Genomic DNA, 25,256 nt, shown 5'->3' with positions numbered 1-25,256 from the left:
AGGAGTGCGCTTCCTCCGGAATCCCGGTCACCGAGGGGGAAGGCCGCCCGGCCAGGATCGAGAACCGCGGGGAACGTTGCCGGCCCTACCCCTCCACGGTCGAGAGCGTCGCGGACGCGGTGCTCTCCCCGCCGTCCGGACCGGTCACGCGGAGGGAGACCTCGATCGACCCGCAGAAGTCCAGCGTCACGTCGATCGACGGATCGCCGGCCTCGAACGAGCCGCTCTCGCCGACCCGCCACTCGTAGGTCTCCACCTCGCCCGCAGAGGCGGAGCCGTCCAGCGTGACGGTGGTCCCGCCGTCGAGGGTCCGGCTCTCGGCGTCCTCGGGGTCGGTCGCGATACGGGCGACCGGCGCGTCCGAGGAGATCGGCAGGTTCGCCGAGTCGGGCGCGACGTCGCTCGCCTCCAGCGCGAAGACGCCGTCGGACTGCTCGTACCCGTAGTCGTGGATCCCGGCGTACACGCGGCCGTCGGCGACGGCGGGCGTCATCGCCATCCTGACGTCGTCGCTCTCGGCCCGGAGGAGGTAGCTCCAGCGCTCGCTACCGTCCCCCGCGGCCAGCGCGTGGACGGTGGGGTACCGGCGGATGGTGGAGGGTCCCTGCTTCTCCTTCTTCTGGACGGCGTGGCCGCCGACGTACACCGTGTCGCCGGCGACGCTGGGGTCGCCGAGGAGGACGGTCGGCGCGTCGTACGTCCACTCGATCTCTCCCGTCGCAGCGTCGAGCGCGTACGCGGTCGACAGGGGGTCGCGGCTCCGCTCGTGCTGGTCCCGGCGGCTGGTTCTGGGGCCGACGTGGACGTAGACGGTCCCGTCGGCGACGGCCGGGGCGCTGACGAGCGGTTCGGGGTCCTCGCCGTCGGGCGTGAGCGTCGTCCGCCAGCGTACGCTCCCCTCCCTCGGAGACCACGCTACCACCTCGTTTGCCCGGTCCTCGTCGTCGGGTGTGGCTCCGACGGTGGAGAAGACGGCGTCGCCCTCGATGGCGCCGCCCCCGACGGGAACGTCCTCGTCGGCCGTCGTGGCCCACCGGATGCTCCCGTCGTCGGGGTTCCAGCCGACGACCTCGGGGTCCGCGTCGGCGTCCCCGGAGGCGGGGTAGCGGCTCCCGAGGAGCGTGTCGTCCGCGAACCCGACGTACCCGCTGGAGTACGAGTCGTCGGTGCGCCAGCGTGTCTCGCCGGTCGCCGGGTCCAGCGCGTGGACGTCCTCCCCGGGGGCGGCTGTGACGTACAGGGTACCGTCGGCGTACAGCGGGGATCCGTTCCACCCCCGATCGGTCTCGCTCCACGCCACCTCCCCCGTCTCCGCGTCGAGCGCGTGGAGGCCGCCGTATTCGGCGTCGCTGGTTCCGGCTCTGCTCGTCAGGTAGAGCCGACCGGCGGCGACCGTCGGCGCCGAGTTGACGCGCCCGATTCCGGTCGGCCAGCCGTCATTCTGCGAGTAGTAGGCCGAGACGTGTCGCCAGCGTTCCTCGCCCGTCTCGGCGTCGAACGCGACGACGCCGCCGCGGAACGACACGTCGTCGATCATGAACGGGCGGTAGACGGTGCCGTCGGCGACGATCGGTTCCTCCACGAAGACGAACTCCCCCGATCCCGCCGTCCACGCTTCGGCGGCGTACTCGCCGCCCGGGGCGGCGTCGGCGGGGACGCTCCCCGTCCGACCTGGTCCGGCGCGGCGGGTCGACCAGTCGAGGGACTGCTCGGAGGGCTCGCTCGCGTCGGAACCGGCCTCGTTCGTTCCGTCCGCGGCGAGTGATTGACCGGCGACGCTCACACCCGCGAGCGCGCCTAGCGATGCGAGGACCGTGCGTCGAGTCCGGATGGACATGACCCGTAGCCGACCTCTCGGCCCGCTGTAGTTATTATATCACCGTTAAATCGACCGTGCAACCCTCTCCGGAGCGATTCTTCCGTATCGGACGAGCGATCGCACTGGCCCGGTTGCACGTCGGGAACGACCGGAGAAATCGGGGCCGACGGGGCCGAAACGGCGTGCGGGTCGCGGCCGCACTGACGGGAAGCGGCCCGCACCGGTACGCCTAGATGTAGTCGATCGACTGGGGCAGCTCCAGCTTCATGCCCTTCCGCTCGCGGATCTCCATGATCGTCTCGCGCTGGAGGTTGTCGACCAGCACGCGGAAGCCTGCGTTCTCCGTGTTCCACGAGGCGCGACCCTCCGTCGCGCTGCGGATGTCGCTGGAGAAGCCGATCATCTCCTCGACGGGCGCGATGCCCTCGATGACCATGAGGTCGCCCTCCTGGTACATGTCGTCGACGCGGCCGCGGCGACCCTGGATCTCGCCGGAGGCGTCGCCCATGTACTCGTTGGGCACGTCGATGCGGACGTCCTGGATCGGCTCGAGGAGCCGGACCTCGCCGTCGATGAGCGCGCGGTGGACCGCGTCGCGCACCGCCGGGATGACCTGGGCCGGGCCGCGGTGGATGGTGTCCTCGTGGAGCCGGGCGTCGTGGAGTCGGAACAGCGCGCCCTGGACGGGCTCGGCCGCGAGCGGGCCGTCGTCGAGCGCCTCCTCGAGGCCCTCGATGACGAGCTCCATCGTCTCGTTCAGGTGCTGGATCCCCTTCGTCTCGTCGATGAGGACGTTCGTCCCGTGGATGTGCTCGACGTTCTGGGAGGTGTCCTTGTCCATGCCGGCCTCCTGGAGCGCCTCGCGGCGCTCGAGTTCGGGCATGTCCATCGTCGCCTCGCCGAGCTGGATGGCGTCGACGATCCCCTGGGCCATCGGCTCGACCGTGATGTAGAACTTGTTGTGCCGGTTCGGCGAGACGCCCTCGACCTCGCGGGAGGCCTCCTGCGGCTGCTCGCGGAACACGACGATGGGCTCGCCGGTCGTGACCGGGATGCCCTGGTTCTTCTGGATGCGCTGGGTGATGACCTCGAGGTGGAGCTCGCCCTGCCCGGAGATGAGGTGCTCGCCGGTGTCCTCGTTGATCTCCACGCGGATGGTCGGGTCCTCCTTGGCGACCTGCTGGAGCGTCTGGATGAGCTTCGGCAGGTCGTCCATGTTCTGTGCCTCGACGGACTTCGTGATGACCGGCTCGGAGATGTGCTCGATCGACTCGAACGGCGTCATCTCCACGTCGGAGACGGTGGAGCCGGCGATGGCGTCCTTCAGGCCGGTGACGGCGGCGATGTTGCCCGCGGGGACGCCGCGGTCGAGCTCTTCGCGCTCGCCGCCCATGTAGATGCCGACCGACTGGACGCGGTTCCGGCCCGCCGTCCCGGAGACGTACAGCTCCTGGCCCTTCTCGAGGGTGCCCGAGAAGACGCGGCCGGTCGCGATCTCGCCCGCGTGGGGGTCCATCCCGATGTCGGTGCACATGAAGACGATGTCGCCCCCGCGGTCGACCGTCCGCATGTCCTCGGCGACGTCGGACTCGGCGTCGCCGCGCCAGATGCGCGGCACGCGGAACGGCTGGGCCTTGAGCGGGTTTGGGAAGTGCTCGGCGACCATGTCGAGCACGACGTCCGAGAGCGGGGTCTGCGCGTGGAGCTCGTCGCGCTCGTCGTTCCGCTCCATGTCGATGACCTCGCCGAAGGAGATGCCGGTCGCCTCCATCGAGGGCATCGAGACGCCCCACTTGTACAGCGCCGAGCCGAACGCGACGGTGCCCTCCTCGACGGAGACCGTCCAGTCCTCGGTGATGTCGTCCATCTCCTCGGTCATCCCGCGGATGAGCTCGTTCACGTCGGTGATGACGTCGAGGAGCCGCTCTTGCATCTCCTGGGGCCCCTCCTGGAGCTCGTTGATGAGGCGGTCGACCTTGTTGATGAACAGCGCGGGCTTTACGCCCTCGCGGAGCGCCTGCCGCAGCACCGTCTCGGTCTGGGGCATCGCGCCCTCGACCGCGTCGACGACCACGAGCGCGCCGTCGACGGCGCGCATCGCGCGGGTCACGTCGCCGCCGAAGTCGACGTGGCCGGGCGTGTCGATGAGGTTGATGAGGTGGTTTTCCCCCTCGTACTCGTGGGTCATCGAGACGTTCGCCGCGTCGATGGTGATGCCCCGCTCCTGCTCGTCCTCCTCGGTGTCCATCGCGAGCTGCTCGCCCGCGGTGTCCTCCGAGATCATGCCCGCGCCAGCGAGGAGGTTGTCGGAGAGGGTCGTCTTGCCGTGGTCCACGTGAGCCGCGATGGCGATGTTCCGGATCTGCTCCGGATTGTCCATCAGCGTCTCACATTCCTGTACGATTTTCTTTCGTCGGCCCATTACCGGGCGCTACTGTACGCCCGGTCAAAAGGGTAGTGCTTTGCCGACGCCGAAAGCGGCGTCTGCGGGCGTCTCCAGCCGCATGATAACGATTCGCGTACCCGACCGCCTCCCGTCGGACGGTCCCCCGCGGCCGACCACCCTTCGGCGTCCGACCGCCGCGGGCGTCCGATCGCGCTCGGCGCCGGACCTCGCCGGACGACGGTCGGTCCCCGTGGACGGGCGCGACCGGTACGGGGACGGCAGCACGGGGCATCTGGCGGGGGAAGAGTCAAATCGATTCGGCCCGTGTACTCCACTCGAATGGACGTACGACTGCGGGGCGACGGTCCCGTCGACCCCTTCCTGGGGGCCGCGTCCCTCTTCGAGACCGAGCACGACCTCGACCTGCCGGTCCACGTCCGCGTCCGGGGGAACCCCGAGGAGCGGACCTGGGCCGGCCACTACGACGACCGGCACGTGCTGAACATCTCGCGGAAGGCCGCGACGAGCGCGATGGCCCGCGAACTCGCGCTCCACGAGTTCGCCCACATGGCCCGCTACGAGGAGGGACACCCCTCACACGTCCAGTCGACCGACGAGGCGCTGTTCCTCGCACTCTCGGGCCACTCCATCGAGCGTCGCCGACTGGCCCACTGCTATCAGATCGCCAACCACATGAAGGACATCTACGCCGACGACATCACCCTCTCGGTGGGACCGGCCGGGAAACTCGTCACGTTCTTCGAGTCGCAGCTGGCCGCGGCGGTCGCCGACCGGCCCCGCGAGCACCACCACCCCGACTCGCGGCTGCTGACGGGCGCGACCGACCCCGACATCACCGCCGTCAACGCCGCGTTCGCGCTGGCGATGTGCGACCGCCACGACCTCGTCGCGTCCGACCACCGGCTGTACGACCTCGCGCACGCGGCCGCGGACGACGCGCCGGAGGTGGACCTGCCCGCGTTCAGGCGGCTGTTCCGCTCGCTGGCGGCCGACCCCACCGAATCGGAGCACCGGAAGGCGCTCGTGGAGGCGACCCGGCTGTACGCGGTCGACGCGGACGGGTCGGGTGACGGGCCGGCGGCGGCGGACTGACCCGTCGAGCGACCCGGCCGGCAGCGTCCACCGGTCGTACCTGCGGCCCGAGCGAATCGGCTCTGTTGAAACCCTCAGCTGATGACAGAAACTCGTGCAAGATACAGAGGATGTATGCAGTAGCCGGCCGGTGTTCGTTTCAGGCCACCAGCGACGAAACAGTCGCTAAGAAGGTCTGTGTATTCATCACAGACATTGGCCAGATCCCTGCTGAGCGAGACGGCGGAGAAAACACGCTCGCATCTTCCCAGTGGTTTCGGTCAAGTCGGTCGGGCTACGGTTTCGCGGTCCAAGGTCGGCCCGGAAGCGAGTGGACCGTTCGGATGAAACCGATGTCGTCACCGCTCAATCTCTTATGACGGTAAACTCCCTACCGAGCGCGGACCGCCTCGCGCTCGGCGAGGAGATGCCAAAGTAGAGGAATCTGTACACTCCCGCCTCAATTGGGTCACAGACGTAGTACGCGGGCCCGAGTTCCTCCTCTCGGGGTCGCGTGAGCCCGTCCTCGGTGAGCGTCAGCTCCCACCGGTAGCCCTCCCCGGGGTCGTGACCGACGGCCAGGTCCTCCCAGCCGGGACCGTCGTACCGGAACACGGACCGCCACCCCGCGTCCGTCCGTCGCTGAACGTCGTACTTCGATTTGATCCCTGAATCCCGCTCCTCGTCCGTCGTGTTCGTCAAGCGGACCGTGAGCGTCCCGGCGAGTGGAACCGATCCTTCGGAGAGCGTGAGTTCGAACCCCTCCAGCGTCCCGGTTTCGACCGTCCTCTCGGTGGTGATGTGCTTGAGTTCCCGGTCGCACGGGGTGGTCGGCGTCCCGGTCGCCGTGGACGAAGTCCGTGTATCGGTATCGGATGAGGCCGAGAGTCTATCACTGCACCCCGAGAGCGTCATCAACAGGCCACCTGTAGTCCCGAGGATTGTGCGACGGTTCATGCCCGTTATTTCACAACTACCTGTAAAGAAATTGAGCATCGGTGTGGTCAAGCACTACGTAGGTGTCGAGACGGTGATTCGCCCCTCTCCTTCGGGCGCGTCCCATAGCGTCTGCTCGAAGAGGGTCGATGTTGACTCGACGGGCCCAGTCGTCGTCATCCAACCGCTGCTAACGACGAGTAGAATCAGCACAAACGGGAGGGAATGACAGATAGGTGACGTGTACGAAATGAAGGTGCCTCGGTTAATGCTTTCCCTGCACTTACCGATTCGACTGCTCCGATCTGAACATGGCTCCCCTACAAGATACGCGCCCTGTATCTTGCACGCTCCGGATAGATCTCTCCAGAAGCTGTCAGAACCGGCGTTCGAGATATAGAGGCTATACTCACCAGATACTACTGAGTGAAAACTGCTCGGGACACCTTTTCCCGCCTCCAGGGCCTGGTTCACCGCACAGATGACTGTCCTCGCCTCGTTCGTGGTCGATTCCAAGGTACTCCCCATTGGACAGCTGGTCCGTGAGAATCCTAGTATGACCCTGGAGTTCGAGCGGATCGTCCCGACAGAGGACGCGCTCATGCCCTACTTCTGGGTTCATGGGGGCGATATCGCCAGTTTCGAGGGAGACCTTGCGGCGAGCCCCCTGGTCACGGACTTTGACCTCCTCGACCAGTTCGAGAACACGGCGCTCTACCGCGTCGAATGGAAACCCGACCAGGGCATGCTCATCCAGGGGATCGTCGAAGCCGAGGGCGCGATTCTGGAGGGCGACGTCGGCCAGGCCCAGATGGAATTTCTCGTCCGCTTTCCCGACCACGACCACCTCGGCCGGTTCTACAACTACTGCATGGAGCACGACATCACCGTCGAAATGCGGCAGATCTACTCGCTGACCGACCGCTCCGAACGCGCCCGCGAGTTCGGACTCACCGCGGACCAACGCGAGGCCCTCGTGCTCGCCGCCCGATACGGCTACTTCAGCACCCCTCGTGAAACTTCGATGAGCGAGTTGGCCGACGAACTCGGTATCACCCAGCAAGCGATGTCCGAACGAATCCGGCGCGGGATGGAGAAGGTAATGTTGGAGGCTCTTGGACTCGCTCGGAACGACGAGGAGTAGTCCAATTCGAGCCCACGTTACTCGATGGGTCGTATATCCCCTGTGTGAACAGGGTTAATTCTGAAGGCAACAAGCCTACTATGGGCCGTACAGATGGACGTGAGACAACGGACCACGACGATACTTAGGAACCTCGGACATCCGTACCGCCAGGAGACCATTACAATCGTCTCGGACCGGAGCGAGCCGCTAACAGTCGACGAGTTAGCGCGAGAAATCGGCACTCGGACCAACGCGGTCGGGTCCGATGCCCACGAGTCAGATTCGGTCGAGACGATATCTATCGAACTCCATCATAGCCATCTGCCGAAACTCGCGGCGGGAGACCTCATCGAGTACGATTCGGACGCGAACCTCGTGTCATCGACGCAGAGCACCACCCATCTGAGGTCCCTCGTCGAGATTGCCTACTCGATCGCGGAGGTGGTGTAAGTGGAAATGGTGATGTGCACAGCCTGCGGGGAGTTCGTGCGGGCGACTCCCGACGACGAGGAGTTAGTGCCGCTCCAGGATGAATGCCCAGACTGCGGCGGGGCAGAATTTAAAGACAATGACTCAGGTGACGTCATCCGGACAGACTAACAACGCGATACGATGGCGGGAGATACGCGCGCTCTATTCAGCACGACCGAACGATACTTCCAATCCGCCAGCATGAACATGGCACCGGGTGTCCCATCACAACCAACCTGCGACTGAATGGGCGGACCGACACCGGAGAGCCCTGACCACCAGGCACACTCACGAGGACGTCCTCACAGACCGGCAGTTCGAACTCCTACTTGAAGCGTGCTCGGCACTCCCGGAACCGTACGATTTCGAGGCGCGATTCATCTGTCTCCCCGCAGGCCGACTGGGGTTGCGAGCGGGCGAGATCGCACATTTTCAGACCGCATGGGTGAACTGGAACCGCCGAACGATTCGCATCCCACAGCACGAGTCGTGCCGGTGTGGGTACTGCCGACGACAGGCCCGACAGGAAGCCACCCATAACGATGATCTGTCCGTCGCGGATGCCATCGCGTCTCGGTGGCACCCGAAGACCGTCGCCTCGGCTCGACTCATTCCGTTCGATCTCTCGCTCCGGCTGGAGCTGTGTTTCGAACGCTTTGCTTCCAGATACGATGCATTTCCCCGTTCACGGTCAACGATCAATAGACGAGTACAGGCTGCGGCCAGCGAGGCTGATCTCCCGGGACGCGTCTATCCACACTGTCTGCGAGCAACCGCCGCCAGCTACCATGCGTACAAAGGCGTCGCCCCGGTGCCGTTACAGGCCCTGATGGGGTGGAGTGATCTGGCGACTGCACAGAAGTACATCCGTATCTCGGGGACAGCAACTGCTGACGCATTGCGTCGAGTCCACCACCGGTAGAAACCTCGCAAACGTCCCTCAGGAACCTCCTGCTGCATACAGAGGGTCAATCGCTCAGGGGATTGTCCGATTCTCCGGAGCGAGCGAGTGGGCGAGCAGGTCGGCGCGGTCTGTAGTCTCTCACTCGTACTGGGAGGTCTTAACGCCCGTTACCAACCGGTAGCTAATGTGCTCGTGCGTACCGCGGAGGCCGGCGAACCCGAAGGTGTAGTCCCCCCGAGTTGGTTCGTCGTGGAGTGTGAACGATGAGGAGTTCCCGTCGATCTCAGCGGTCACGTAGACGGCGTCACCGGGTTCGAGTCGCGCATCCGTGATGACGGTCCCGTTCGCGTCAGCCGTAGAGCGGTCTGAGTCCTCCACCGTTTCAGTAGTCGTATTTCTCACGTAGACATCAAACGATACGTTCGCCGGAAGGGCCGCCCCACCAGTGTTCCGAATTTCGAGCGCGCGCCCGTCCTGAACCACCGACAGCGAGAGCTGTGGGAGGTCAGCAACCCATGGCGGCGCCCCCGACCATTTCACGTCGGTGTCGAGTGAAATCGACTCATCGTATTCATTGTCGGGTGGACCAAAGGACGCATCGATGTTGTAGACGACGCCGTCGGGCGTGACGAGCGCCGTCCCCTCGTACGATGGAAGCTTGTCCGGTGGTGTGGACCCGTTGGCGGTGAGTTGGACAAACGTCTGCCCATCTCGTTCGACGGTGCCGTTGACAGTGTAGTTCCCGGTGGAGAGATGGCCCCACATAGTCCGCTGTGCGGTGTATGGTGCGAGGTCCAGCCAACTGGAGCCGCCGCTGCTGGGGTCCTGTGTGACGGTGTAATCCGTCTTAGTGCCACCGTCATCCTTGATGTAGCCATGTGAGCCCGTCTGGTACGACTCTCCCGCCCTTCGGATGCTGTGGTCGCTGTCGGAGGTGTGCGTCCTGTTGAGCGTGCTGTAGTACGGCGTCTGGTTCGTGCCGTGTGCGTAGCGGTTGACGAAGCGCTGATCCGAGTACACTCCCTTATAAGTGAGCTCCAACGATTTGTTCGCGGTCGCGTTGAAGTGCGCGTTGACGAGTCTCGATGCGTTCGTGAGTGTGCCGTTCGCCGCGACGCCCGGTGGATACTGCTCCACGGTGGCATTCGGCGACCACGTGCCAGTCGTCGTGGGCGTGCCAGTGGTCGTCGGAGCGGTGCTGGTTGGGGTCGTCCCGCCATTACAGCCGGCGGTGACGAGAAGGAGGGCGACGCAGACGGCGAGCGCCGCGCGTCGTGTCGGGGACCTCATTGGATAAAAACAATAACAGAGAGTGGTAAAAACAGTATGATCTATCGACCGCCTTCGCCACTTCGTCCGCCGATTCTCTGTCGCCGTGTGCGACCTTCGACGATGGCCGACGAACCGGACGCGGACGTGCAGGCGGTACTCGACCGCCTCACGGGCGACGTGGACTCCGACTCCGACTCCGCGAGGGAGAAGGCGAGCGTACTCTCGCCCTCACCGTACTGCGTCGGCCCGATGGCGCGCACGATGCGCCTCGTCAACACCGTCGAGGCCGCCGCCGCGCTCACCGACACCGACGTCCTCCCCTCACCCCGTCGCGCCCGGCGGGACCGCTCTCCCCTGTACGACGCGGACGCCACTCAACGGTAGGTATCTCCTCTGTACGTAACGCTGAATCCGAGTGCGCTCCGTGACCGATACGCGCCCTGTAGTCAGCACGGTCACTGAAACCTATCATCGCTTGAGGGTTTCAACAGGCCCAGTGAATCCGCTTTCCGGGCGAGTCAGCCGACCGATGTAACCGACCTGCAGCTATTTGGTGCAGCCGCCACAACCCGGGGGTATGGTCCCGACGACCGCGGCCACTCCGTCGACCCCCGCATCGGCGAGCGTTCGGGAGCCGTTCGCGCCCCGAACCCTCCTCCGCGACGGCGTCGCGGCCGGCGCCGTCATCGCCGGCCTGTACGGCCTGCTGTACGCCGTCCCCCTCCCGCCGTTCGCGATCCCGGGCTACCTCACGATCGTCGCGTTCGACGCGCTGGAGGCGGTCCTGCCGCCGTTCACGAGTTCCGCGGCCTACGACGCGGCGTTCGCGACGTTCCTCGGCGTCCTCGCGCTCCTCTCGGCGCTGGCGGCCTCGTGGACGAGGGCCCACGGCGCGCCGGACGGCTGGCGGCCGGGCGTCGCGGGCGCGTTCGCGACCCTCGGCGCCCTGGCGCTCGCGCTCGCGGCGGGCGTGTTCCTCCGGTACGCGGCGGGCGACTTCGTCCCGCTGTTGCTCGTGACGGGTACCGGGGTCGCGCTCCTCGTCGGCGGCGCGGCGGTCGCCTTCGGGAGCGCCACGTTCGCTCGGGACTCGGCCTGAGCCGACGGCGGTCGCGACGGGGTGACCGGCCCCGTGACCGCGCCGTCCGAGGGGGCTTTTTACCTCTCCGCCGCGGACGCGGCGGTATGACTTTCGAGGCTGTGCTGTTCGACCTCGACGACACGCTGTACCCGTACCCGCCCTGCAACGAGGCCGGCAAGCGGGCGGCGTTCGAGACGTTCCGCGACCTCGGCTACGACCTCGACCGCGACGGGTTCGACGCGCTCTACCGGGAGGGGCGCCGCGAGGTGAAACGCGAACTCGCCGGGACGGCCTCCGCCCACGAGCGGTTCCTCTACTTCAAGCGCGCCATCCACCTTCACGCGGGTACCCACCGCTCGGAGGACGCCCTGCGGCTGGGCGAGGCGTACTGGGACGCCTACGTCGACGGGATGTCGCTGTTCGAGGGCGTTGTCGACGCCCTCGCGGCGATCCGGGGGGCGGGGGTGGCCGTGGCCGTCGTCACGAACCTCACCACCCGCATCCAGTTGAAGAAGCTCCACCGGCTCGGCATCGAGGAGCACGTCGACCTGCTGTTGACCTCGGAGGAGACCGGCCGGGAGAAGCCCGCCTCGGTGATGTTCACGCTCCCGCTCGCGCGGCTCGACTGTCGGCCGAGCGAAGCGCTGATGGTCGGAAACTCGCCCGAGTCGGACGTCGAGGGGGCGAACGCGGTCGGCCTGGAGACGGTCCTGTTCAACGGCCCGGAGGAGGCGGGCGACCTGCCGGACTGGCGGCGGCCGGACCACACCATCACCGATTTCACGGCGCTGACGGAAGTGGTACTGTGACACTCGAGGCCGAACGGAACGCCGTGGTGGAGCACGCGCCCGACCTTGCCGGGCTGACGCCCGGCCGGACGGGGAACCTCAGCGTCAGGCGCGGCGACCGGTTCGCCGTCACGCCAACCGGCGTCGCCTACGACGCGTTCGACGCCGGCGACGTCCCCGTGGTCGACCTCGACGGCGAGCGGGTCGCCGGGGCGATGAAGCCGTCCAGCGAGGTGCCGATGCACCGGCACATCTACCGCGGGCACGCCGCGGAGCCGGGCGCCATCGTCCACACCCACTCGCCGATGGCGACGACGATGGCCGTCCTCCACGAGCCGCTTCCGCCGATCCACTACATGATCGTCGCGGTCGGCAAGCGCGTCCCGGTCGCCGAGTACGCGCCGTACGGCACCGAGGAGCTGGCGGCCAACGTCGTCGCCGCGCTGGAGGGCGCCGACGCGACGGCGTGCTTCATCGAGAACCACGGGCTCGTCGTCGTCGCCGACGACGTCGGGAGCGCGGTCGAGCACACCCACCACGTCGAGAGCCTCGCGGAGCTGTACCTGCGGGCGCGCTCGGTGGGGGAGCCGACGGAGCTCCCGGAGTCCGAACTCGACACGGCGATCGAGCAGTTCGAGAGCTACGGCCAGTAGACGGACGCGACCCGGCGTCCGCGGTCACTCCCGCCGTGGACTCGACCCAGCGTTATTGACCGATGGCCGCGTACGTGATCCCATGCCAGGGCCCATCCCCGGTATCCACCACGTGACGGCGATCGGGAGCGATCCCCGACGGAACCTGGAGTTCTACGCCGACGTGCTCGGGCTTCGCCTGGTCAAGCGGAGCGTGAACCAGGACGACGTGTCGGTGTACCACCTGTTCTACGGCGACCGCGGGGGGTCGCCCGGGACCAGCATGACGTTCTTCCCGTACCCCGGTGCTCGCGCCGGCCGCGTGGGGACGGGCCAGGTCAGCACCACGCAGTTCCTGGTTCCGGCGGGCTCGACGGACTACTGGGCCGATCGGCTCGCCGAGGCCGGGGTCGACGTCGGCGACCCGCGCGACGGGTTCGGCGACGAGGTCCTCCCGTTCGAGGACCCGGACGGGCTCCCGCTGGAGCTCGTGGCCCGCGCGGACGCCCCCGACGGGGACCCGCCCGACGGGCCCGTCCCGGCGGACCGCGCCATCCGGGGGTTCTTCGGCGTGACCCTCTCGCTCACGAGCGCCGGCGCCACCGCGGAGCTCCTGGAGGAGATGGGGTACCGGGAGACCGGGGCAGAGCACGGCCGCCGACGGTACGAGGCCGGGGGCGACCTCGGGTACGTCGTCGACGTCCTCGAGGACCCGCAGGCCCCGCGGGGGCTTCCCGGCGCCGGGACCGTCCATCACGTCGCGTTCCAGGTGACCGAGGACGAGCAGTCGGCCTGGCGCGACGTCCTGCTCGACCACGGGCTCCGGCCGACCGAGATCATCGATCGGAAGTGGTTCAGATCGGTGTACGCGCGGACGGCCGGGGGCGTGCTGTTCGAGTTCGCGACGAAGGGTCCGGGGTACACGGTCGACGAGGACCTCGACGAACTCGGCGAGCGGCTGGTCCTCCCCGAGTGGCTCGAGGGGCGGCGCGGCGAGATCGAGGCAGGGCTACCGGACCTGTCGTGACGTCGGCGGACGGAAGCGGGCCGGGCCGTACGCGGCCCCGGACCGTGCTCCGCCTCGCGGGCGGGGTCACTCGGGGCCGACGACCTCGACCTTGATCCCCTCGGGGTCCTCGCAGTACAGCGCGTAGTAGCCGCCCGCGTAAGGGTGGCGGTCCTCGTACAGCACGCTCGCGTCCTCGCGCTCGCGGACGCCCGCCGCGAGGTCGTCCACCTGCTCGCGCGAGGCGGCGTGGAACGCGAGGTGGTTGAGGCCGGCGGCGCCGCGGTCGAACGGGTGCTCGGGGTCGCTCGCCTCCACGAGCACGACGTACGTCGGGCCGTGTATCCACGAGCGCCCGCCGTCCCAGTCGTTCTTCACCCCGTAGCCGAGTTCGCCGAGCAGCCAGCCCCAGAAGTCGACCGACGCGTCGAGGTCGGACGCGTACAGTTCGACGTGGTGCACCCCGCCGGCGCGGTCGGGGTCGGCGTGGTCGTATCCCACGGGACCTACCTCCGCTCCATCGGGAACTCCTCGTAGTGGAGCCGTGCCCAGTAGATCTCCCCCTCGTAGCGGACGATCCACGACCCGGCGTACTCGTCGGACTCCACGGCCTCGTGGCTCCGGAAGCGGTCGAGCAGCGAGGCGAACGCCTCGTCGTCGTCCGACTCCGCGTAGTAGCTCCCGTCGACGGCCTCCCCGACGATCTCCGCCTCGGCGTCCGGGAGCCCCGAGAGCGTGAACGCCTTCGTCTCGCGCAGGTCCCCGCCGTACGCCTCGGCGCTGGGGGCTACTTCGGTCGCGGTGTATCGGTAACGCGTGACGGTCCGGGGCCCGCCGTCCTCGACGCGGATCGGGTAGCGCTCGCCGTCGTACTCGACGGCGTCGTACCCGCCGCCGAGCAGCACGGACTCGGCCGCCTCCTCGTCGGTGTACAGGGTCCCCGTCCCGAGGTCGTACTCCTCGGTCCGGTAGCCGTCCCGCGGCGGGAGCACCGCGTCGACCAGCGCCCGGTCGGCCGGCGGGAGGTCGTCGTGGGCGACCGCCTCGCCGTCGGTCGTCCCGTTGTAGTCGACCTCGAGGCTCACCCGCGTCTCGGTGTGGTTCCCGGTCTCCTCGACGGAGAGGTCGTGGTACGCGCCGTCGACGGCGAACGGGAGGCCGTCCGGGTCGACGGGCGGCCTGGTGTCGTTCGCAGTCGCGGAGCCGTTCCGGACGGCGCCGCGGACGAGGTCGCGCCGCACCGCCGCCCGCGGGTCGTCGCTGGTCGGGAGCGACCTGCTGGCGTGGTCGGCGAGTTCCGCGTCGCTCGCCGGCGTCATGTCGATCGAGCCGGCCGCCGAGCAGCCGGCCAGGCCGACGAGGAGGGCGAGCGCCACGAGGAGGAGGGGAACGCGGGGGTTCACGCTCGGGTGCTCGCGGGAGGCCGGGAAGTGTCTTGTGGGTTTCCCGCCGATCCCCGGGGGTTCGAGTCGGATCGACCGCGGCCGACGACGGATTCACCTCGAAATCCCCGCCCGTCCCGCGACCCCGACGACGAACGCGCCTCCGGAGCGTAGCGGCAGGGGCTTTCGCGATCGTCCCGTTACCGGTACCACCCGTCCCGAACGTCCGAGTTGGCGTGAACAGCGCTACGTGGATCCGCCGAACGACGCCGTTCGAGGAGCACGAGAGGGATCGAACCCGCTCTCCCGCGAGTCGTTTCCCACCGTCGCCGACTCGGTTCGAAAACGGAGGCAGTCAGTCGGTCCCGGAGTCAGGTTCCTCCGTGGAGGAGGGCAGCATTTCCGGCCCACCGCGCCAACTGAAGAGCAGTTCGTGTACGGTTAGCACCCGAACGTCGTGGAAGCGTGGCTGCTCGGTCTGGGCGTAGTTCGTCAGCGCGAACAGGAACACGCCGCCGATGGTGTTTCCGAGAAACACCGGTAGCCAGTACCCGTAGAGAACGGCGGACGGCCCCGAGTCGGTGACGAACGGGAAGAAGAACACCTCTCCCGCGGCCGTAATGACGTGGTAGAGTCCGGCCGCAGCGATCATATGAAACATGACGTATATCAGGGCCAGCCGAGAAACCGTATCCTGCGCCGCGTGGTCGAGCCCACGACGCCGGCGACCAGCCAACCGGCAAAGAGGGCTTTGGTGAACACCGTCCACCACCCGTGATCGAGTCCGGCGGTGGTGAATTCGACGCCGGCCTGCATCGCTTCCGGCGAGAGAACGTGGCTGTACGCGAGGAGGAACGCGCCGAGCCCCGCACCCACGACGTTCCCGATCAACACGACGATCCAGACGCGCAACAACAGCGGGTAACTCGCGCGCCGGGCCAGCACGAGCGCGACCGGCGGCGGCGTGTTCTCGGTGTACAACTGGTAGTGGCCCATGATGATGTAGACGAATCCGATCGGATAGAGGATCGCGCTCAGGAACCTGTCGTCGGGGAAGATCCCCGCGCCGACCGCGTGTCCGAGAAACGTGAGCACGATCGCGAATCCGGCGGTCATCCCGCTGAAGAAGAGGCGCTGTTTACCGGCTACGATCTCCTCGGCGGCGCTCGCGAGAACCCGCTCGAAGATCTCGTTGGCCGTGAAGCGATTCGGGACCGCCCTGCCGGACGCAGGCGCGCCGGACGCGGCCTGATCCGGCGATACGCTGACCTCCTCTGAATCCGTGCTGTCCTCGCCACTCATTCGGCTCCGATCGAGATCGGCTGTGAGTCACACGACGGATGTACCACCATTACAACTGCGAACTAAGACGAGTGGTTACGGTCACATGCCCGTTTCGGAGCCCGATCTAAAAGTCTCCGCTGTTGTCGCCGGTTCTTCGGAACCACCTCCATCGGACGGTCCCCGATTCCGGAAGTTGGGGCCCAGAGAGCGGTGAACGCCGCAGTTTTCGCCTGCATGTTAGCCGTTCAGCGGTGGGGCGAGAGGTAGCTCGTCGATGTCCACAAGCGGGGGCGTCGAACACACCGTTCGACGATGGTTCCAGCGGGTCGCCCCCTCCGGTTTCCCGCGGTAGCGGGCGACCGATCCGGGAATCCGGGGGCGGTCCCAACGGAGCCGAAAGGGAGAGACCGAACTCAGCGAGCGGCGGCCGCGACCCGCTCCCGCTCCTCCTTCTGCGAGATGGGGTACGACTGCACGTCGTAGCGGGCGGCGCCGACCAGCAGGTCGGCGAGCGCCTCGGCGGCGGTGGTCGTCGACTTGTACGTCGTCGACTCGACGCCGTCGCCGATGAACTTCAGCGCCTGGTCGACGCGGCGCTGGGGCGCGACGTCGACGGCCTTCGGCACGGAGATGCCGCCGTACTTCAGGCGGACCGTCTCCTCACGCGGGGCGGCGTTCTCGACGGCCTCCACGAGGGTCTGAACCGGGTTCTCGTCGGTGCGGTCGTGGACGATGTCGAAGGCGTCCCGGACGATGCGGGTCGCCTGCTGCTTCTTGCCCGTGTTGTCCTCGCTCTGCATCAGGCGGTTGATGAGCCGCTCGACGATCGAGATCTCGGACTTGCGGAACTGCTTGGACGCGTGCCGGCCCATCGTGTGCGCGATGGGGGTGACGTTGATGTACGGCCGCGTCGAGGGGTCGCTGTACTCGATCTCGGAGACGTCCCAGACGCCGAACAGCTGTGCGTTGTCGGCGGCGCCCTCGCTGTCGGCGGGCGCCTCGGGTTCGGGGGTTTCCTCCTCCGACATGGTCAGCGCACCGGCTTCTCGGCGTTCCCGCGCACGAGTTCGAGCATCGCGACGCCGTTCACCTTCTCCACCTTGTAGTTCACGCCCGAGAGGTCGCCCATCGCGCGGCCCTTCGCGCCGCCGATGCCGGCGATGGTGACCTCGTCGTGCTCGTCGATGAACGAGATGGCGCCGTCGCCGGGACAGAACGCGGTGACCTGCTTCCCGTTCTTGATGAGCTGGACCCGGACGCACTTCCGGATCGCCGAGTTGGGCTGTTTCGCTTCGATCCCCACCTTCTCGAGGACGATGCCCCGCCCCTGCGGGGCGCCCTCGAGGGGGTCGGACTTCTCGCCGAGACCGCGCTCGCGTCGCGCGTACTCCGAGTCGGACCACCGTCGCTTCTGGCGGTCCTTCTTGAGCTTCCGCGCGGCGTATTTGCCGTTCGCCATCGTGCCCGTGGGTTCCGGACCGAGCTACGTAAGGGTTCCCTTTCGCGACCGGCGAGACGCCACGAGAACGGAGTAGCGGTACCTCTCGACCGATCTGAGGCCGTTTCGACCCCGACGTTACGGGCGGAGACGGACGCTCCGCTCGAATGCGGCGCGTTGAAGGCGTCGTTCCGGCGCGGTTCCGGAAGCGATTTCCCCGTTCCCTCGCCCGGGACGACCCGTGAACCAACGCCACCTCTCGGCCGCGCTCGCCGCCGTGGGAGCTCTTTCGGTCGCGATCGGGATCGTCGTGGACGAACGGCCCGGCCGGCGCGAGTAGCCGCCACGTCGGGGCTCGCAGCCACACACGCCGCCGCGCGGTGATGGACCCGGCGGAGATCCCCGACGAACGAGGAGAAGGCACTTACCGGACGGCCGGAACCTCCGGGTATGGTCTCCCGCAGACGGTACCTCCGAACCCTCGGGTCCGCGGCGGCCCTCCCGACCGCGGCCGCCGCGAGCGGCTGTGTCGGGTTCGGAGCGTCCCCGACCCCGACCGGCACGCCCGTCGAGAACCGCCCTGCAGACGGCCGATCGACGGTCGGCCAGTTCCAGGCCGACGCCCGCAACGGCGGCGCGGTCGACCCGTCCGGCCCGACGGCGGACGTCGAACCGTACTGGCGACGCACGCCCGCGAAGTACGACGCCGGACAGCCGGTCGTGACCGGGGACGCCGTCTTCGTCCTCTTCGCCGGAACCCTCGTCTCGCTCGACCGGGAGGACGGCGACCCGAACTGGCGGACGCGCGTCGGCCACGACGGGGAGTCGACGCCCGCGGTCCACGACGGGACCGTGTACGCCACGGTCTGGAACGGCGGGGAGGGCGTCGACCGGGGGCTCGCGGCGGTGGACGCCGACTCCGGCGAGGTCCTGTGGCGGGCCGCCACGGAACTGGACGTCACCTCGTCGCCGACCGTCACCGACGGCGGCGTCTTCCTCGGGGGCGGGTACGAGAACGAGACCGTCGTGGCGGTCGACCACGACGGGGCCGAGCGCTGGCGGGCCGACCTCGGCGAGTACGCCTCCACGCCGGCGGTCCGCGACGGGACCGTCCACGCCGCCGGCGGCGAGACGAACGCCCTGGTCGCGTACGACGCCGAAACCGGGGAGGAGCGCCGGCGGACGGACCTGGACGGACGGGCGACCGCCGCCCCGACCGTCGCCGGGTCGGACGTCCTCGTCGGCGACGAGTCCGGGACGCTCTCGGCGTTCGACGCGGCCTCGGGCGAGCCGTCGTGGACGACCGACGCAGGCGGCCCGGTCGCGGGGTCGCCCGCGGTCGCGGACGACGCCGTCATTGCGCCCGTGGAAGGCGCGCTCGTCGCGCTGGAGCGGGCGGACCGCTCGGAGCGCTGGCGAGCGCCCGTCGCCGCCGAGCCCACGGCGCCGTTCGTCGCCGGGGACGCCTGCTACGTCGCCGCCAGACGCGCGGTCCACGCGTTCGGACTGGCCGACGGCGACGAACTGTGGTCGTTCGGGACGCGGGAGCGGAACTACACCGACGTCGTCCTGGCCGGCGTCTCCGCCCCGGTCGCGGCCGTCGACGGGGTCGTCTTCGTCGCCACGCAGGCGGGAGACGTGTACGCGCTCGGAGAGGCCTGACCCACGCCGGGCGTCACTTCCTGACGACGAACGGCTCGTACGTGCCCCAGTTGTAGTCGGTCGCCTCGTCGGCCAGCTCGCGCATTCGCGCGACGAGTTCCTCGCGGTCGACGTTCAGCTCGCTCGCCCACTCGTCGAGCACGTGGCCGTCCTCGAGCGCGAACACGAGCGACTTCCCGCTCTCGCCCACCTGTTCGCCGTGGACGTCGCGCAGTTCGGTCACCAGCTCGTCGCGATCCTCCGTCTCGATGCCGTACTCGCTGAGGGTAGCGGTCATTGGCGGTCCGTTCCGGGGTACGTCCCGCCGACCGATAAGTGGCCGTGGGAACGTTGAAGTGGGAACCCGAACGCGGCCGTCCCTTCGGTCGGCCGTCATGCGGCTGACGGTCCCGCCCCCGTGATCGACGGTCAGCCGTCCCCGCGGTCGACGGTCAGTCGGCCCTCGAGTTCGCGGCCGGCCGGCGGGCCGAGTCTGACGCCCCCGGCTTCGAGCCGTCGGATCGCCCGCACGCGGACCGTCGACCGGGCGTCAGCGACCGACGTGAACGTCGGCTCCCCGATCCAGAAGTCGACCGCGACGGTCGCGCCGTCGTCGCCGACGGCCGAGACGGTCGTCCGGGGGGCCGGCGAGTCGAGCACCCCCGCGGCTCGCTCGGCCACCTCGGCGAGCGCCCGCCGCGTCGCGTCCACGTCCCCGAACGCCACCGTCACCTCCTCGGTGACCCGCACCCGGTCGTGCCCGTACGGCCGCGTGAGGGCGTCGGTCGTCAGCGCCGTGTTCGGAACGGTCACCACCTCGTTCGCCGCCGTCCGGACGCGGGTCACCCGGAAGCCGACCCGCTCGATGCGGCCCTCGCCGTCGGGCCACTCCACCCAGTCGCCGACGTTGAACTCCGGGTCGGAGACGAGAAAGAGGCCGCTCACGAGCGAGCCGATGAGCTCCTGGCCCGCGATGCCGAGCACGAGCGTCGCGGCGGCGACGACGACCGCCGAGTCCGAGAGCACGCCGCCGTAGCCCGCGGCGACGACGCCGACGAGCGCGGCCACGACGAGCAGCAGGCCGTCGAGGTACGTCTCGGCCGCGTCGACCACCGTGGGGTTGTTCCGGTTCCGCGCCCGCACGGCCCGCACGGCCACCGGGACGACGAGGAACCGACCGACCGCGTAGACGATCGCCGCGACGACGACGAACCAGCCGGCGGAGGCGAGCGCCTCGGCGAGCGCGACCGCGGCGTCGTCGACCGGTTCGGGAACCGGGTCGGTCGCCTGCCCCGTCGGGAGGGTCCGGAGGAGTCGGGCGGCCGCCTCGACGGTCGGTCCCATCGCTACGGGAGACGGCACGTAGCGTGAAAAACAGTCGCCGCCTACCCGGATCGCGACGGATTAGGCCAGCTGTACGTCGTCGACGTCGAAGTGCCGCTTCGCCAGCGTGCGGGCCGTCTCGATGGTTCGACCCTTCGATCCGATGGCGACCCCGCGGTCGCGTTCGGGAACCTCGACGTACGCGACGGTGTCGTTCTGGGTCGAGACCGTGACGCCGCGGACCGCCGCCGGGGCGAGCGCGTTCGCGACGAACGCCTCCGGGGTGTCGGCGTCCTCGACGAGGTCCACGTCGGCGTCGAGCCGCTCCTCGACCCGGCGGACGGTCCGCCCGTCCGGGCCGATGGCCTCCGCCATCTCGCCCGCCGGCAGGAGGAAGACGACGCGGTCGCCCCCGTCCTGCAGGAGGCAGTCGAGGGGGCCGACGCCGGTCAGCTCGTCGAACGTCCCGATGTACCGGCGGGCCTCGTCCGAGAGCTCGACGCGCATTCAGTCGTCGGCCGAGCGGGTGGTGGACGTCGAGCCCATCCGCAGGTTCACGTCGCCGGTGCCGATCGAGACCGGCTTGCCGACGATGACGTTCTCGATGACGCCGTCGAGGTCGTCCTCCTCGCCCATGATGGCCGCGTCGAGCAGGTGGTTCACAGTGACCTCGAACGCCGCGCGCGCCAGCACGGACTCCTTCGAGCCGGAGATGCCGTGCCGGCCGATGGACTCGACGGTGCCGCGGGTGGTCATGATGTCCGCGACGAGCATCAGGTGCCGGACGTTCACGTCGTCGAGCCCCTGCTCCTCGAGCGTCTCCATCGTCTCGTTGATGATGGACTCGCGGGCGGCCTCGACGCCGAGCGTCCGGTAGATCTCGTGGATGTTGTTACACGTCGTCCGGGAGGCGTCCACGCCCTCGATCTCGAGGGCGTCGGCGAACGCCGACCCCTCGGTGTAGAGGACGAACTCCTCGTCGCCGTCGTCGGACTCCTCCTTGCGGATGACGACGCGGGTGACCTCCTCGATCCCCTTGAACACGATGTCGCGCAGCTCCTCGACGAGCTGGAGCAGCCGGCGGTAGCTCGGCTCGTCCGGGCCGAACTCGATGTCCGTGCCGGCCTGGCGGGTCTGGACGCCCAGCGCGTCCTCGATGGTGTCGGCCACCTCGCCGGCGACCTCGGTCGCGTCGTCGTAGGTGGGCCACCGCTCGAGCAGCGTCTCCTCGTTGAGGTCGACGGAGACGAGCATGTCCGCGACGTTCGTGGAGACGTCCCCGAGCGCGAGGATCTTCGTCGACTCGATCTGCCAGACGACCTCGTGGGCCTTCTCGCGGTCGGTCGCGTGCTCCTCGTCGAGCCGGACGATCATGATCGGCGTGTCCGGCGTCTTCCGGGCGTCCACCAGCTCGATGAGCCGGGGGAGCCCCTGGGTCACGTCCATCTCCGCGACGCCCGCGTAGTGGAACGTGTTCATCGTCATCTGGGTCCCCGGCTCGCCGATGGACTGTGCGGAGACCGTCCCCACGGGGTCGAGCGGGTCGACCCGCGTGTCGAGGTAGCGCGACTCGACCGCCTGGGCGATCTCGTCGGCCTGCTCGGTCGTGACGCCCTCGCGGGCGTCGATGGTGTCGTACACGCGGTCCTTCAGCCGCCGGGGGAGTTCGGTGTCCTCGACGACCAGCGCGGCGTCCTCGGTGACGTAGTCGTGGGCGTCAACGAACCGGCCGACGCTCTCAGTCATCCGACTCCACCCCCACGCCGCCGGCCTTGTCGAGGCCCGGCCCGGCGTACTCCGAGAGGTTCGTCGGCGGCTCCTCGCGGCCGAGGAACCGCGCCTTCTGCTCTGCCGTGTCGAACTCGGCGTCGACGACCCGGTCGGCGATCCGCTCGACGTCGATGGCGTTCTCCTCGGAGGAGGACACCTTCACCGGCGAGGTGCCGTCCTCGCCGAACTCGAACTGGACGATGTTGTCCGAGGTGTCCCGGACGGTGCCGTCGTACTGCGCCTCCAGTTCCGAGAGCGCGTTGATGAGACGGCGCTGGAGGTAGCCGGACTTGGAGGTCCGGACCGCCGTGTCGACCAGCCCCTCGCGGCCGCCCATCGCGTGGAAGAAGAACTCCCGCGGGGTGAGCCCGCCGCGGTAGGAGTTCTCCACGAAGCCGTGGGCGTCCGCCGAGAGGTCGTGCTCCTCGTAGTGGGCGAGCGTGCGGTCCTCGTAGCCGCGGTTGATGCGCTCGCCCCGCACCGCCTGCTGGCCGACGCAGCCGGCCATCTGGGTGAGGTTCAGCATCGACCCGCGGGCGCCCGAGCGGGCCATGATGACCGCCGGGTTGTCGTCCGCGAAGTGGTCCTCCGCGATCTCGCCGGCGGAGTCGCGCGCCTTCCCGAGCGTCTGCATGATCTTCATCTCCAGCGTCTCGTCGACGGTGCGGCCCGGCAGCGACTCGAGGTCGCCGGTCTCGTACGTCGAGATGAGCTCCTGGACGCGCTCGTAGGCGCTGTCGATCGCCTCGTCCACCTGCTCGTTCGCCTGCGGCGGGATGGACTCGTCGTCGATCCCGAGCGAGAAGCCGAAGTGCATGATCGCCCGCATCGCGAGCGAGGCGACCTCGTTGATGAACACGCGAGCGCGGGTCTCGGAGTACATCTTCGTGAGCGTGTCGACGACCTCGCCGCCGAACGCGCCGACGGCGTCCTCGTCGATGGTCCCCTCGACGAGCTGGCCGTCCTCGATTCGGACGGTGTCGCCCGCCGAGGACGTGAACTCGAGGTTCAGGTCGTCGGGCAGCAGCTCCGAGAACACCGTTCGGCCGGTCCAGATCGGTTCCCCGGCGTCGTTCTCGCCGTCCGCGTCGGGCAGCTCGTCGACCGAGGTGGCCCGAAGCAGGTCGAGCGCCTGCGTCTCGGTGAACTCGGGGTTCTCGTGGGTGAGGAGGTACGTCCCGGAGATGTGGTCCTGGATCGCCCCGATGATGTTCTCGCCGAAGCGCGGCGAGAGGATCTGCTCTTGCACGCGCATGAGCACGCGGGCCTCCGCGCGGGCCTCCTCGTTCTGGAGCGCGTGCATGTTCATCTCGTCGCCGTCGAAGTCGGCGTTGTACGGCGGACAGACGACGGTGTTGAGCCGGAACGTCTTGTACGGCATCACGACCACCTCGTGGGCCATGATCGACATCCGGTGGAGCGACGGCTGCCGGTTGAACACGACGATGTCGCCGTCGACGAGGTGGCGGTTCACCTCCCAGCCGGCCTCGACCTTCTCGGCGAGCTCCTCGCAGTTCTTCTCGGTCACCTTCAGGCGGCGACCGTCGGGTCGCTTCACGTAGTTCGCCCCGGGGTGGCCCTCGGGGCCGTTGGCGACGTAGCGCCGCGCGCGGTCGACGTTCCGCTCGGAGACGTTCATCACCTGCGTCATCTCGCTGGCGACGCGCTCCGGGACGCCGACCTCGTTGAGCGAGAGCGTCGGGTCCGGGCTGATGACGGTCCGGGCGGAGAAGTTCACGCGCTTGCCCGACAGCGAGCCGCGGAAGCGCCCCTCCTTGCCCTTCAGGCGCTGGGAGAGCGTCTTCAGCGGGCGGCCCGAGCGGTGGCGTGCGGGCGGGGTGCCGGAGATCTCGTTGTCCACGAACGTCGTGACGTGGTACTGGAGCAGCTCCCACAGGTCCTCGATGATGAGCTGTGGCGCGCCGGCCTCGCGGTTCTCCATGAACCGCTGGTTGATGCGGATGATGTCGACCAGCTTGTGGGTGAGGTCGTCCTCGGAGCGCTGTCCGTTGTCGAGCGTGATGGACGGCCGGGCGGTCACCGGCGGGACCGGGAGCACCGTGAGGATCATCCACTCGGGCCGCGACCCGACGGGGTCGATGCCGAGCGCCTCCAGGTCCCCGTCCGGGATGTCCTCGAACCAGTCGCGGATGTCCGAGGGCATCAGCTTGTTCATGTCCTCGACGGTGAGGTCGACGTCGAGCGCCTTCTCCAGCGCCTTCCGGTCCTCCGTGCGCGGGCGGAACTCGCCCGAGAGGATGTCGTTGATCCGCGAGAGGTCGATGCCCGTCTCCTCGGCGAGTTCGGGCGGGGCCATCCCCTCGTCCTCCTCGTCGTCCTCGTCCGGCTGCATCGCCCGGGCGATGAGTTCGGAGTACTCGCCCGAGAGCACGTCCTGGACCTCGTAGTAGGTGGTCGGCTTCTCGTGTTTGATGTCGGCCTGCGGGGCGCTACAGTACGGGCACGTCGACGCCTTGCGGGCCTGCCGCACCGCGGCCTTCAGCACGTCCGTCGGGTCGCCGCCCAGGTCCTTCGTCCGCTGGAGGTTCTCCCTGTACTCCTCCTTCTCGTCGTCGGTGAGCGCGAGGCGGCCGCACTCCCGGCACGTCGACCGGAGCAGCCGCCGGATGAGCTTCGTGAAGCCGACGTGGATGACGGGCGCGGCGAGTTCGATGTGGCCGAAGTGGCCGTTACACGACCCGGAGTGCTGGCCGCACGTGCGGCACTCGAGGCCGGGGTCGATGACGCCCAGCCGCGGGTCCATGAGCCCCATGTCGATGGGGTAGCCGTCGTCGTCGTACGTGTCCGCCGTGATCACCTTCGTGGCGGACATGTCGCGGTACGTCTCCGGGTCCATCAGGCCGAACTTGATGGCCCCGATCTCCTTGGGTGTCTGACCAGCCAT

At 68.4% G+C, this 25,256-nt stretch carries 25 protein-coding genes; 10 read left to right on the top strand and 15 right to left on the bottom strand.

Translation table 11 applies throughout. The features are described from left to right. Positions 1–85: 85 nt before the first annotated feature. A complete protein-coding gene (locus HUG12_RS19160; RefSeq protein WP_179270313.1) occupies positions 86–1,837 on the bottom strand; it encodes a PQQ-binding-like beta-propeller repeat protein in 1,752 nt (583 codons plus the stop codon). Between the two features lie 211 nt (positions 1,838–2,048). Next, complete coding sequence (locus HUG12_RS19155) at positions 2,049–4,241, bottom strand: elongation factor EF-2 (protein ID WP_179270312.1); 2,193 nt, start codon at positions 4,239–4,241, stop codon at positions 2,049–2,051. Positions 4,242–4,544: 303 nt separating this feature from the next. Between HUG12_RS19155 and HUG12_RS19150 the strand changes: the two genes are divergently transcribed. Then, positions 4,545–5,318: a DUF5781 family protein gene (locus HUG12_RS19150; RefSeq protein ID WP_179270311.1), complete on the top strand. Its 774-nt coding sequence runs from the start codon at positions 4,545–4,547 to the stop codon at positions 5,316–5,318. 345 nt (positions 5,319–5,663) lie between these two features. Here the strand turns inward: HUG12_RS19150 and HUG12_RS19145 are convergent, their stop codons facing one another. After that, the gene (locus HUG12_RS19145) at positions 5,664–6,305 is read right to left on the bottom strand and encodes a hypothetical protein (protein ID WP_179270310.1); all 642 of its coding nucleotides are present in this window, start codon (positions 6,303–6,305) and stop codon (positions 5,664–5,666) included. A 409-nt stretch (positions 6,306–6,714) separates the two neighbouring features. Between HUG12_RS19145 and HUG12_RS19140 the strand changes: the two genes are divergently transcribed. From HUG12_RS19140 to HUG12_RS22075, 3 genes are all read left to right on the top strand, one after another. Then, positions 6,715–7,377, top strand: a complete 663-nt coding sequence (locus HUG12_RS19140) for a helix-turn-helix domain-containing protein (RefSeq protein WP_179270309.1) — start codon at positions 6,715–6,717, stop codon at positions 7,375–7,377. A 93-nt stretch (positions 7,378–7,470) separates the two neighbouring features. Further along, positions 7,471–7,809, top strand: a complete 339-nt coding sequence (locus HUG12_RS19135) for a DUF7344 domain-containing protein (protein WP_179270308.1) — start codon at positions 7,471–7,473, stop codon at positions 7,807–7,809. 238 nt (positions 7,810–8,047) lie between these two features. Further along, positions 8,048–8,752 carry a tyrosine-type recombinase/integrase gene (locus HUG12_RS22075; protein ID WP_218836358.1) on the top strand — a complete coding sequence of 235 codons (705 nt, stop codon included), beginning with the start codon at positions 8,048–8,050 and terminating at the stop codon, positions 8,750–8,752. A 120-nt stretch (positions 8,753–8,872) separates the two neighbouring features. Here HUG12_RS22075 and HUG12_RS19125 read toward each other — a convergent pair whose 3' ends face one another. After that, positions 8,873–10,024 (bottom strand): hypothetical protein, encoded by a 1,152-nt coding sequence (locus HUG12_RS19125; RefSeq protein ID WP_179270307.1) that lies wholly within the window; start codon positions 10,022–10,024, stop codon positions 8,873–8,875. 102 nt (positions 10,025–10,126) lie between these two features. Between HUG12_RS19125 and HUG12_RS19120 the strand changes: the two genes are divergently transcribed. The 5 genes from HUG12_RS19120 to HUG12_RS19100 all read left to right on the top strand — a co-directional run bounded on the left by HUG12_RS19120 (position 10,127) and on the right by HUG12_RS19100 (position 13,534). Then, complete coding sequence (locus HUG12_RS19120; RefSeq protein ID WP_246308093.1) at positions 10,127–10,390, top strand: Rossmann-fold NAD(P)-binding domain-containing protein; 264 nt, start codon at positions 10,127–10,129, stop codon at positions 10,388–10,390. Between the two features lie 193 nt (positions 10,391–10,583). Beyond that, on the top strand, positions 10,584–11,105 hold the full coding sequence (locus tag HUG12_RS19115; RefSeq protein WP_179270305.1) for a hypothetical protein: 522 nt from the start codon (positions 10,584–10,586) through the stop codon (positions 11,103–11,105). An 86-nt stretch (positions 11,106–11,191) separates the two neighbouring features. Continuing rightward, positions 11,192–11,896: an HAD family hydrolase gene (locus HUG12_RS19110; protein WP_179270304.1), complete on the top strand. Its 705-nt coding sequence runs from the start codon at positions 11,192–11,194 to the stop codon at positions 11,894–11,896. Continuing rightward, on the top strand, positions 11,893–12,528 hold the full coding sequence (locus HUG12_RS19105) for a class II aldolase/adducin family protein (protein WP_179270303.1): 636 nt from the start codon (positions 11,893–11,895) through the stop codon (positions 12,526–12,528). The genes HUG12_RS19110 and HUG12_RS19105 overlap by 4 nt, the downstream gene beginning before the upstream one ends. An 82-nt stretch (positions 12,529–12,610) precedes the next feature. After that, a complete protein-coding gene (locus HUG12_RS19100; RefSeq protein WP_179270302.1) occupies positions 12,611–13,534 on the top strand; it encodes a ring-cleaving dioxygenase in 924 nt (307 codons plus the stop codon). Between the two features lie 66 nt (positions 13,535–13,600). Here HUG12_RS19100 and HUG12_RS19095 read toward each other — a convergent pair whose 3' ends face one another. The 6 genes from HUG12_RS19095 to HUG12_RS19075 all read right to left on the bottom strand — a co-directional run bounded on the left by HUG12_RS19095 (position 13,601) and on the right by HUG12_RS19075 (position 17,638). Continuing rightward, positions 13,601–14,014 (bottom strand): VOC family protein, encoded by a 414-nt coding sequence (locus HUG12_RS19095; protein WP_179270301.1) that lies wholly within the window; start codon positions 14,012–14,014, stop codon positions 13,601–13,603. Positions 14,015–14,019: 5 nt separating this feature from the next. Beyond that, positions 14,020–14,916, bottom strand: coding sequence for a hypothetical protein (locus HUG12_RS21790; protein ID WP_179270300.1), 897 nt, complete (start codon positions 14,914–14,916; stop codon positions 14,020–14,022). A gap of 334 nt (positions 14,917–15,250) precedes the next feature. Continuing rightward, the gene (locus tag HUG12_RS21535; protein WP_218836357.1) at positions 15,251–15,547 is read right to left on the bottom strand and encodes a formate/nitrite transporter family protein; all 297 of its coding nucleotides are present in this window, start codon (positions 15,545–15,547) and stop codon (positions 15,251–15,253) included. Positions 15,548–15,564: 17 nt separating this feature from the next. Continuing rightward, on the bottom strand, positions 15,565–16,197 hold the full coding sequence (locus HUG12_RS19085; RefSeq protein ID WP_218836356.1) for a formate/nitrite transporter family protein: 633 nt from the start codon (positions 16,195–16,197) through the stop codon (positions 15,565–15,567). 395 nt (positions 16,198–16,592) lie between these two features. Beyond that, positions 16,593–17,207 (bottom strand): 30S ribosomal protein S7, encoded by a 615-nt coding sequence (locus tag HUG12_RS19080; protein WP_179270299.1) that lies wholly within the window; start codon positions 17,205–17,207, stop codon positions 16,593–16,595. Between the two features lie 2 nt (positions 17,208–17,209). After that, complete coding sequence (locus HUG12_RS19075; RefSeq protein WP_179270298.1) at positions 17,210–17,638, bottom strand: 30S ribosomal protein S12; 429 nt, start codon at positions 17,636–17,638, stop codon at positions 17,210–17,212. 429 nt (positions 17,639–18,067) lie between these two features. Here HUG12_RS19075 and HUG12_RS19070 point away from each other — a divergent pair, with 429 nt between their 5' ends. After that, positions 18,068–19,279 (top strand): outer membrane protein assembly factor BamB family protein, encoded by a 1,212-nt coding sequence (locus HUG12_RS19070; protein ID WP_179270297.1) that lies wholly within the window; start codon positions 18,068–18,070, stop codon positions 19,277–19,279. Positions 19,280–19,292: 13 nt separating this feature from the next. Here HUG12_RS19070 and HUG12_RS19065 read toward each other — a convergent pair whose 3' ends face one another. The 5 genes from HUG12_RS19065 to HUG12_RS19045 all read right to left on the bottom strand — a co-directional run bounded on the left by HUG12_RS19065 (position 19,293) and on the right by HUG12_RS19045 (position 25,256). Further along, positions 19,293–19,556 carry a hypothetical protein gene (locus tag HUG12_RS19065; RefSeq protein WP_179270296.1) on the bottom strand — a complete coding sequence of 88 codons (264 nt, stop codon included), beginning with the start codon at positions 19,554–19,556 and terminating at the stop codon, positions 19,293–19,295. Positions 19,557–19,687: 131 nt separating this feature from the next. After that, positions 19,688–20,602 carry a mechanosensitive ion channel family protein gene (locus HUG12_RS19060; protein ID WP_179270295.1) on the bottom strand — a complete coding sequence of 305 codons (915 nt, stop codon included), beginning with the start codon at positions 20,600–20,602 and terminating at the stop codon, positions 19,688–19,690. A 60-nt stretch (positions 20,603–20,662) separates the two neighbouring features. Continuing rightward, entirely contained in the window at positions 20,663–21,088 is a 426-nt protein-coding gene (locus HUG12_RS19055; protein ID WP_179270294.1) for a NusA-like transcription termination signal-binding factor, read from the bottom strand. Then, positions 21,089–22,327 carry a DNA-directed RNA polymerase subunit A'' gene (gene rpoA2 / locus HUG12_RS19050; RefSeq protein WP_179270293.1) on the bottom strand — a complete coding sequence of 413 codons (1,239 nt, stop codon included), beginning with the start codon at positions 22,325–22,327 and terminating at the stop codon, positions 21,089–21,091. Continuing rightward, entirely contained in the window at positions 22,320–25,256 is a 2,937-nt protein-coding gene (locus HUG12_RS19045; RefSeq protein ID WP_179270292.1) for a DNA-directed RNA polymerase subunit A', read from the bottom strand. The genes rpoA2 and HUG12_RS19045 overlap by 8 nt, the downstream gene beginning before the upstream one ends.

Origin of the sequence: Halorarum salinum (assembly GCF_013402875.1) — an archaeon.
Taxonomy (GTDB): domain Archaea; phylum Halobacteriota; class Halobacteria; order Halobacteriales; family Haloferacaceae; genus Halorarum; species Halorarum salinum.
This window is presented reverse-complemented; position numbering and strand designations above follow the sequence as displayed.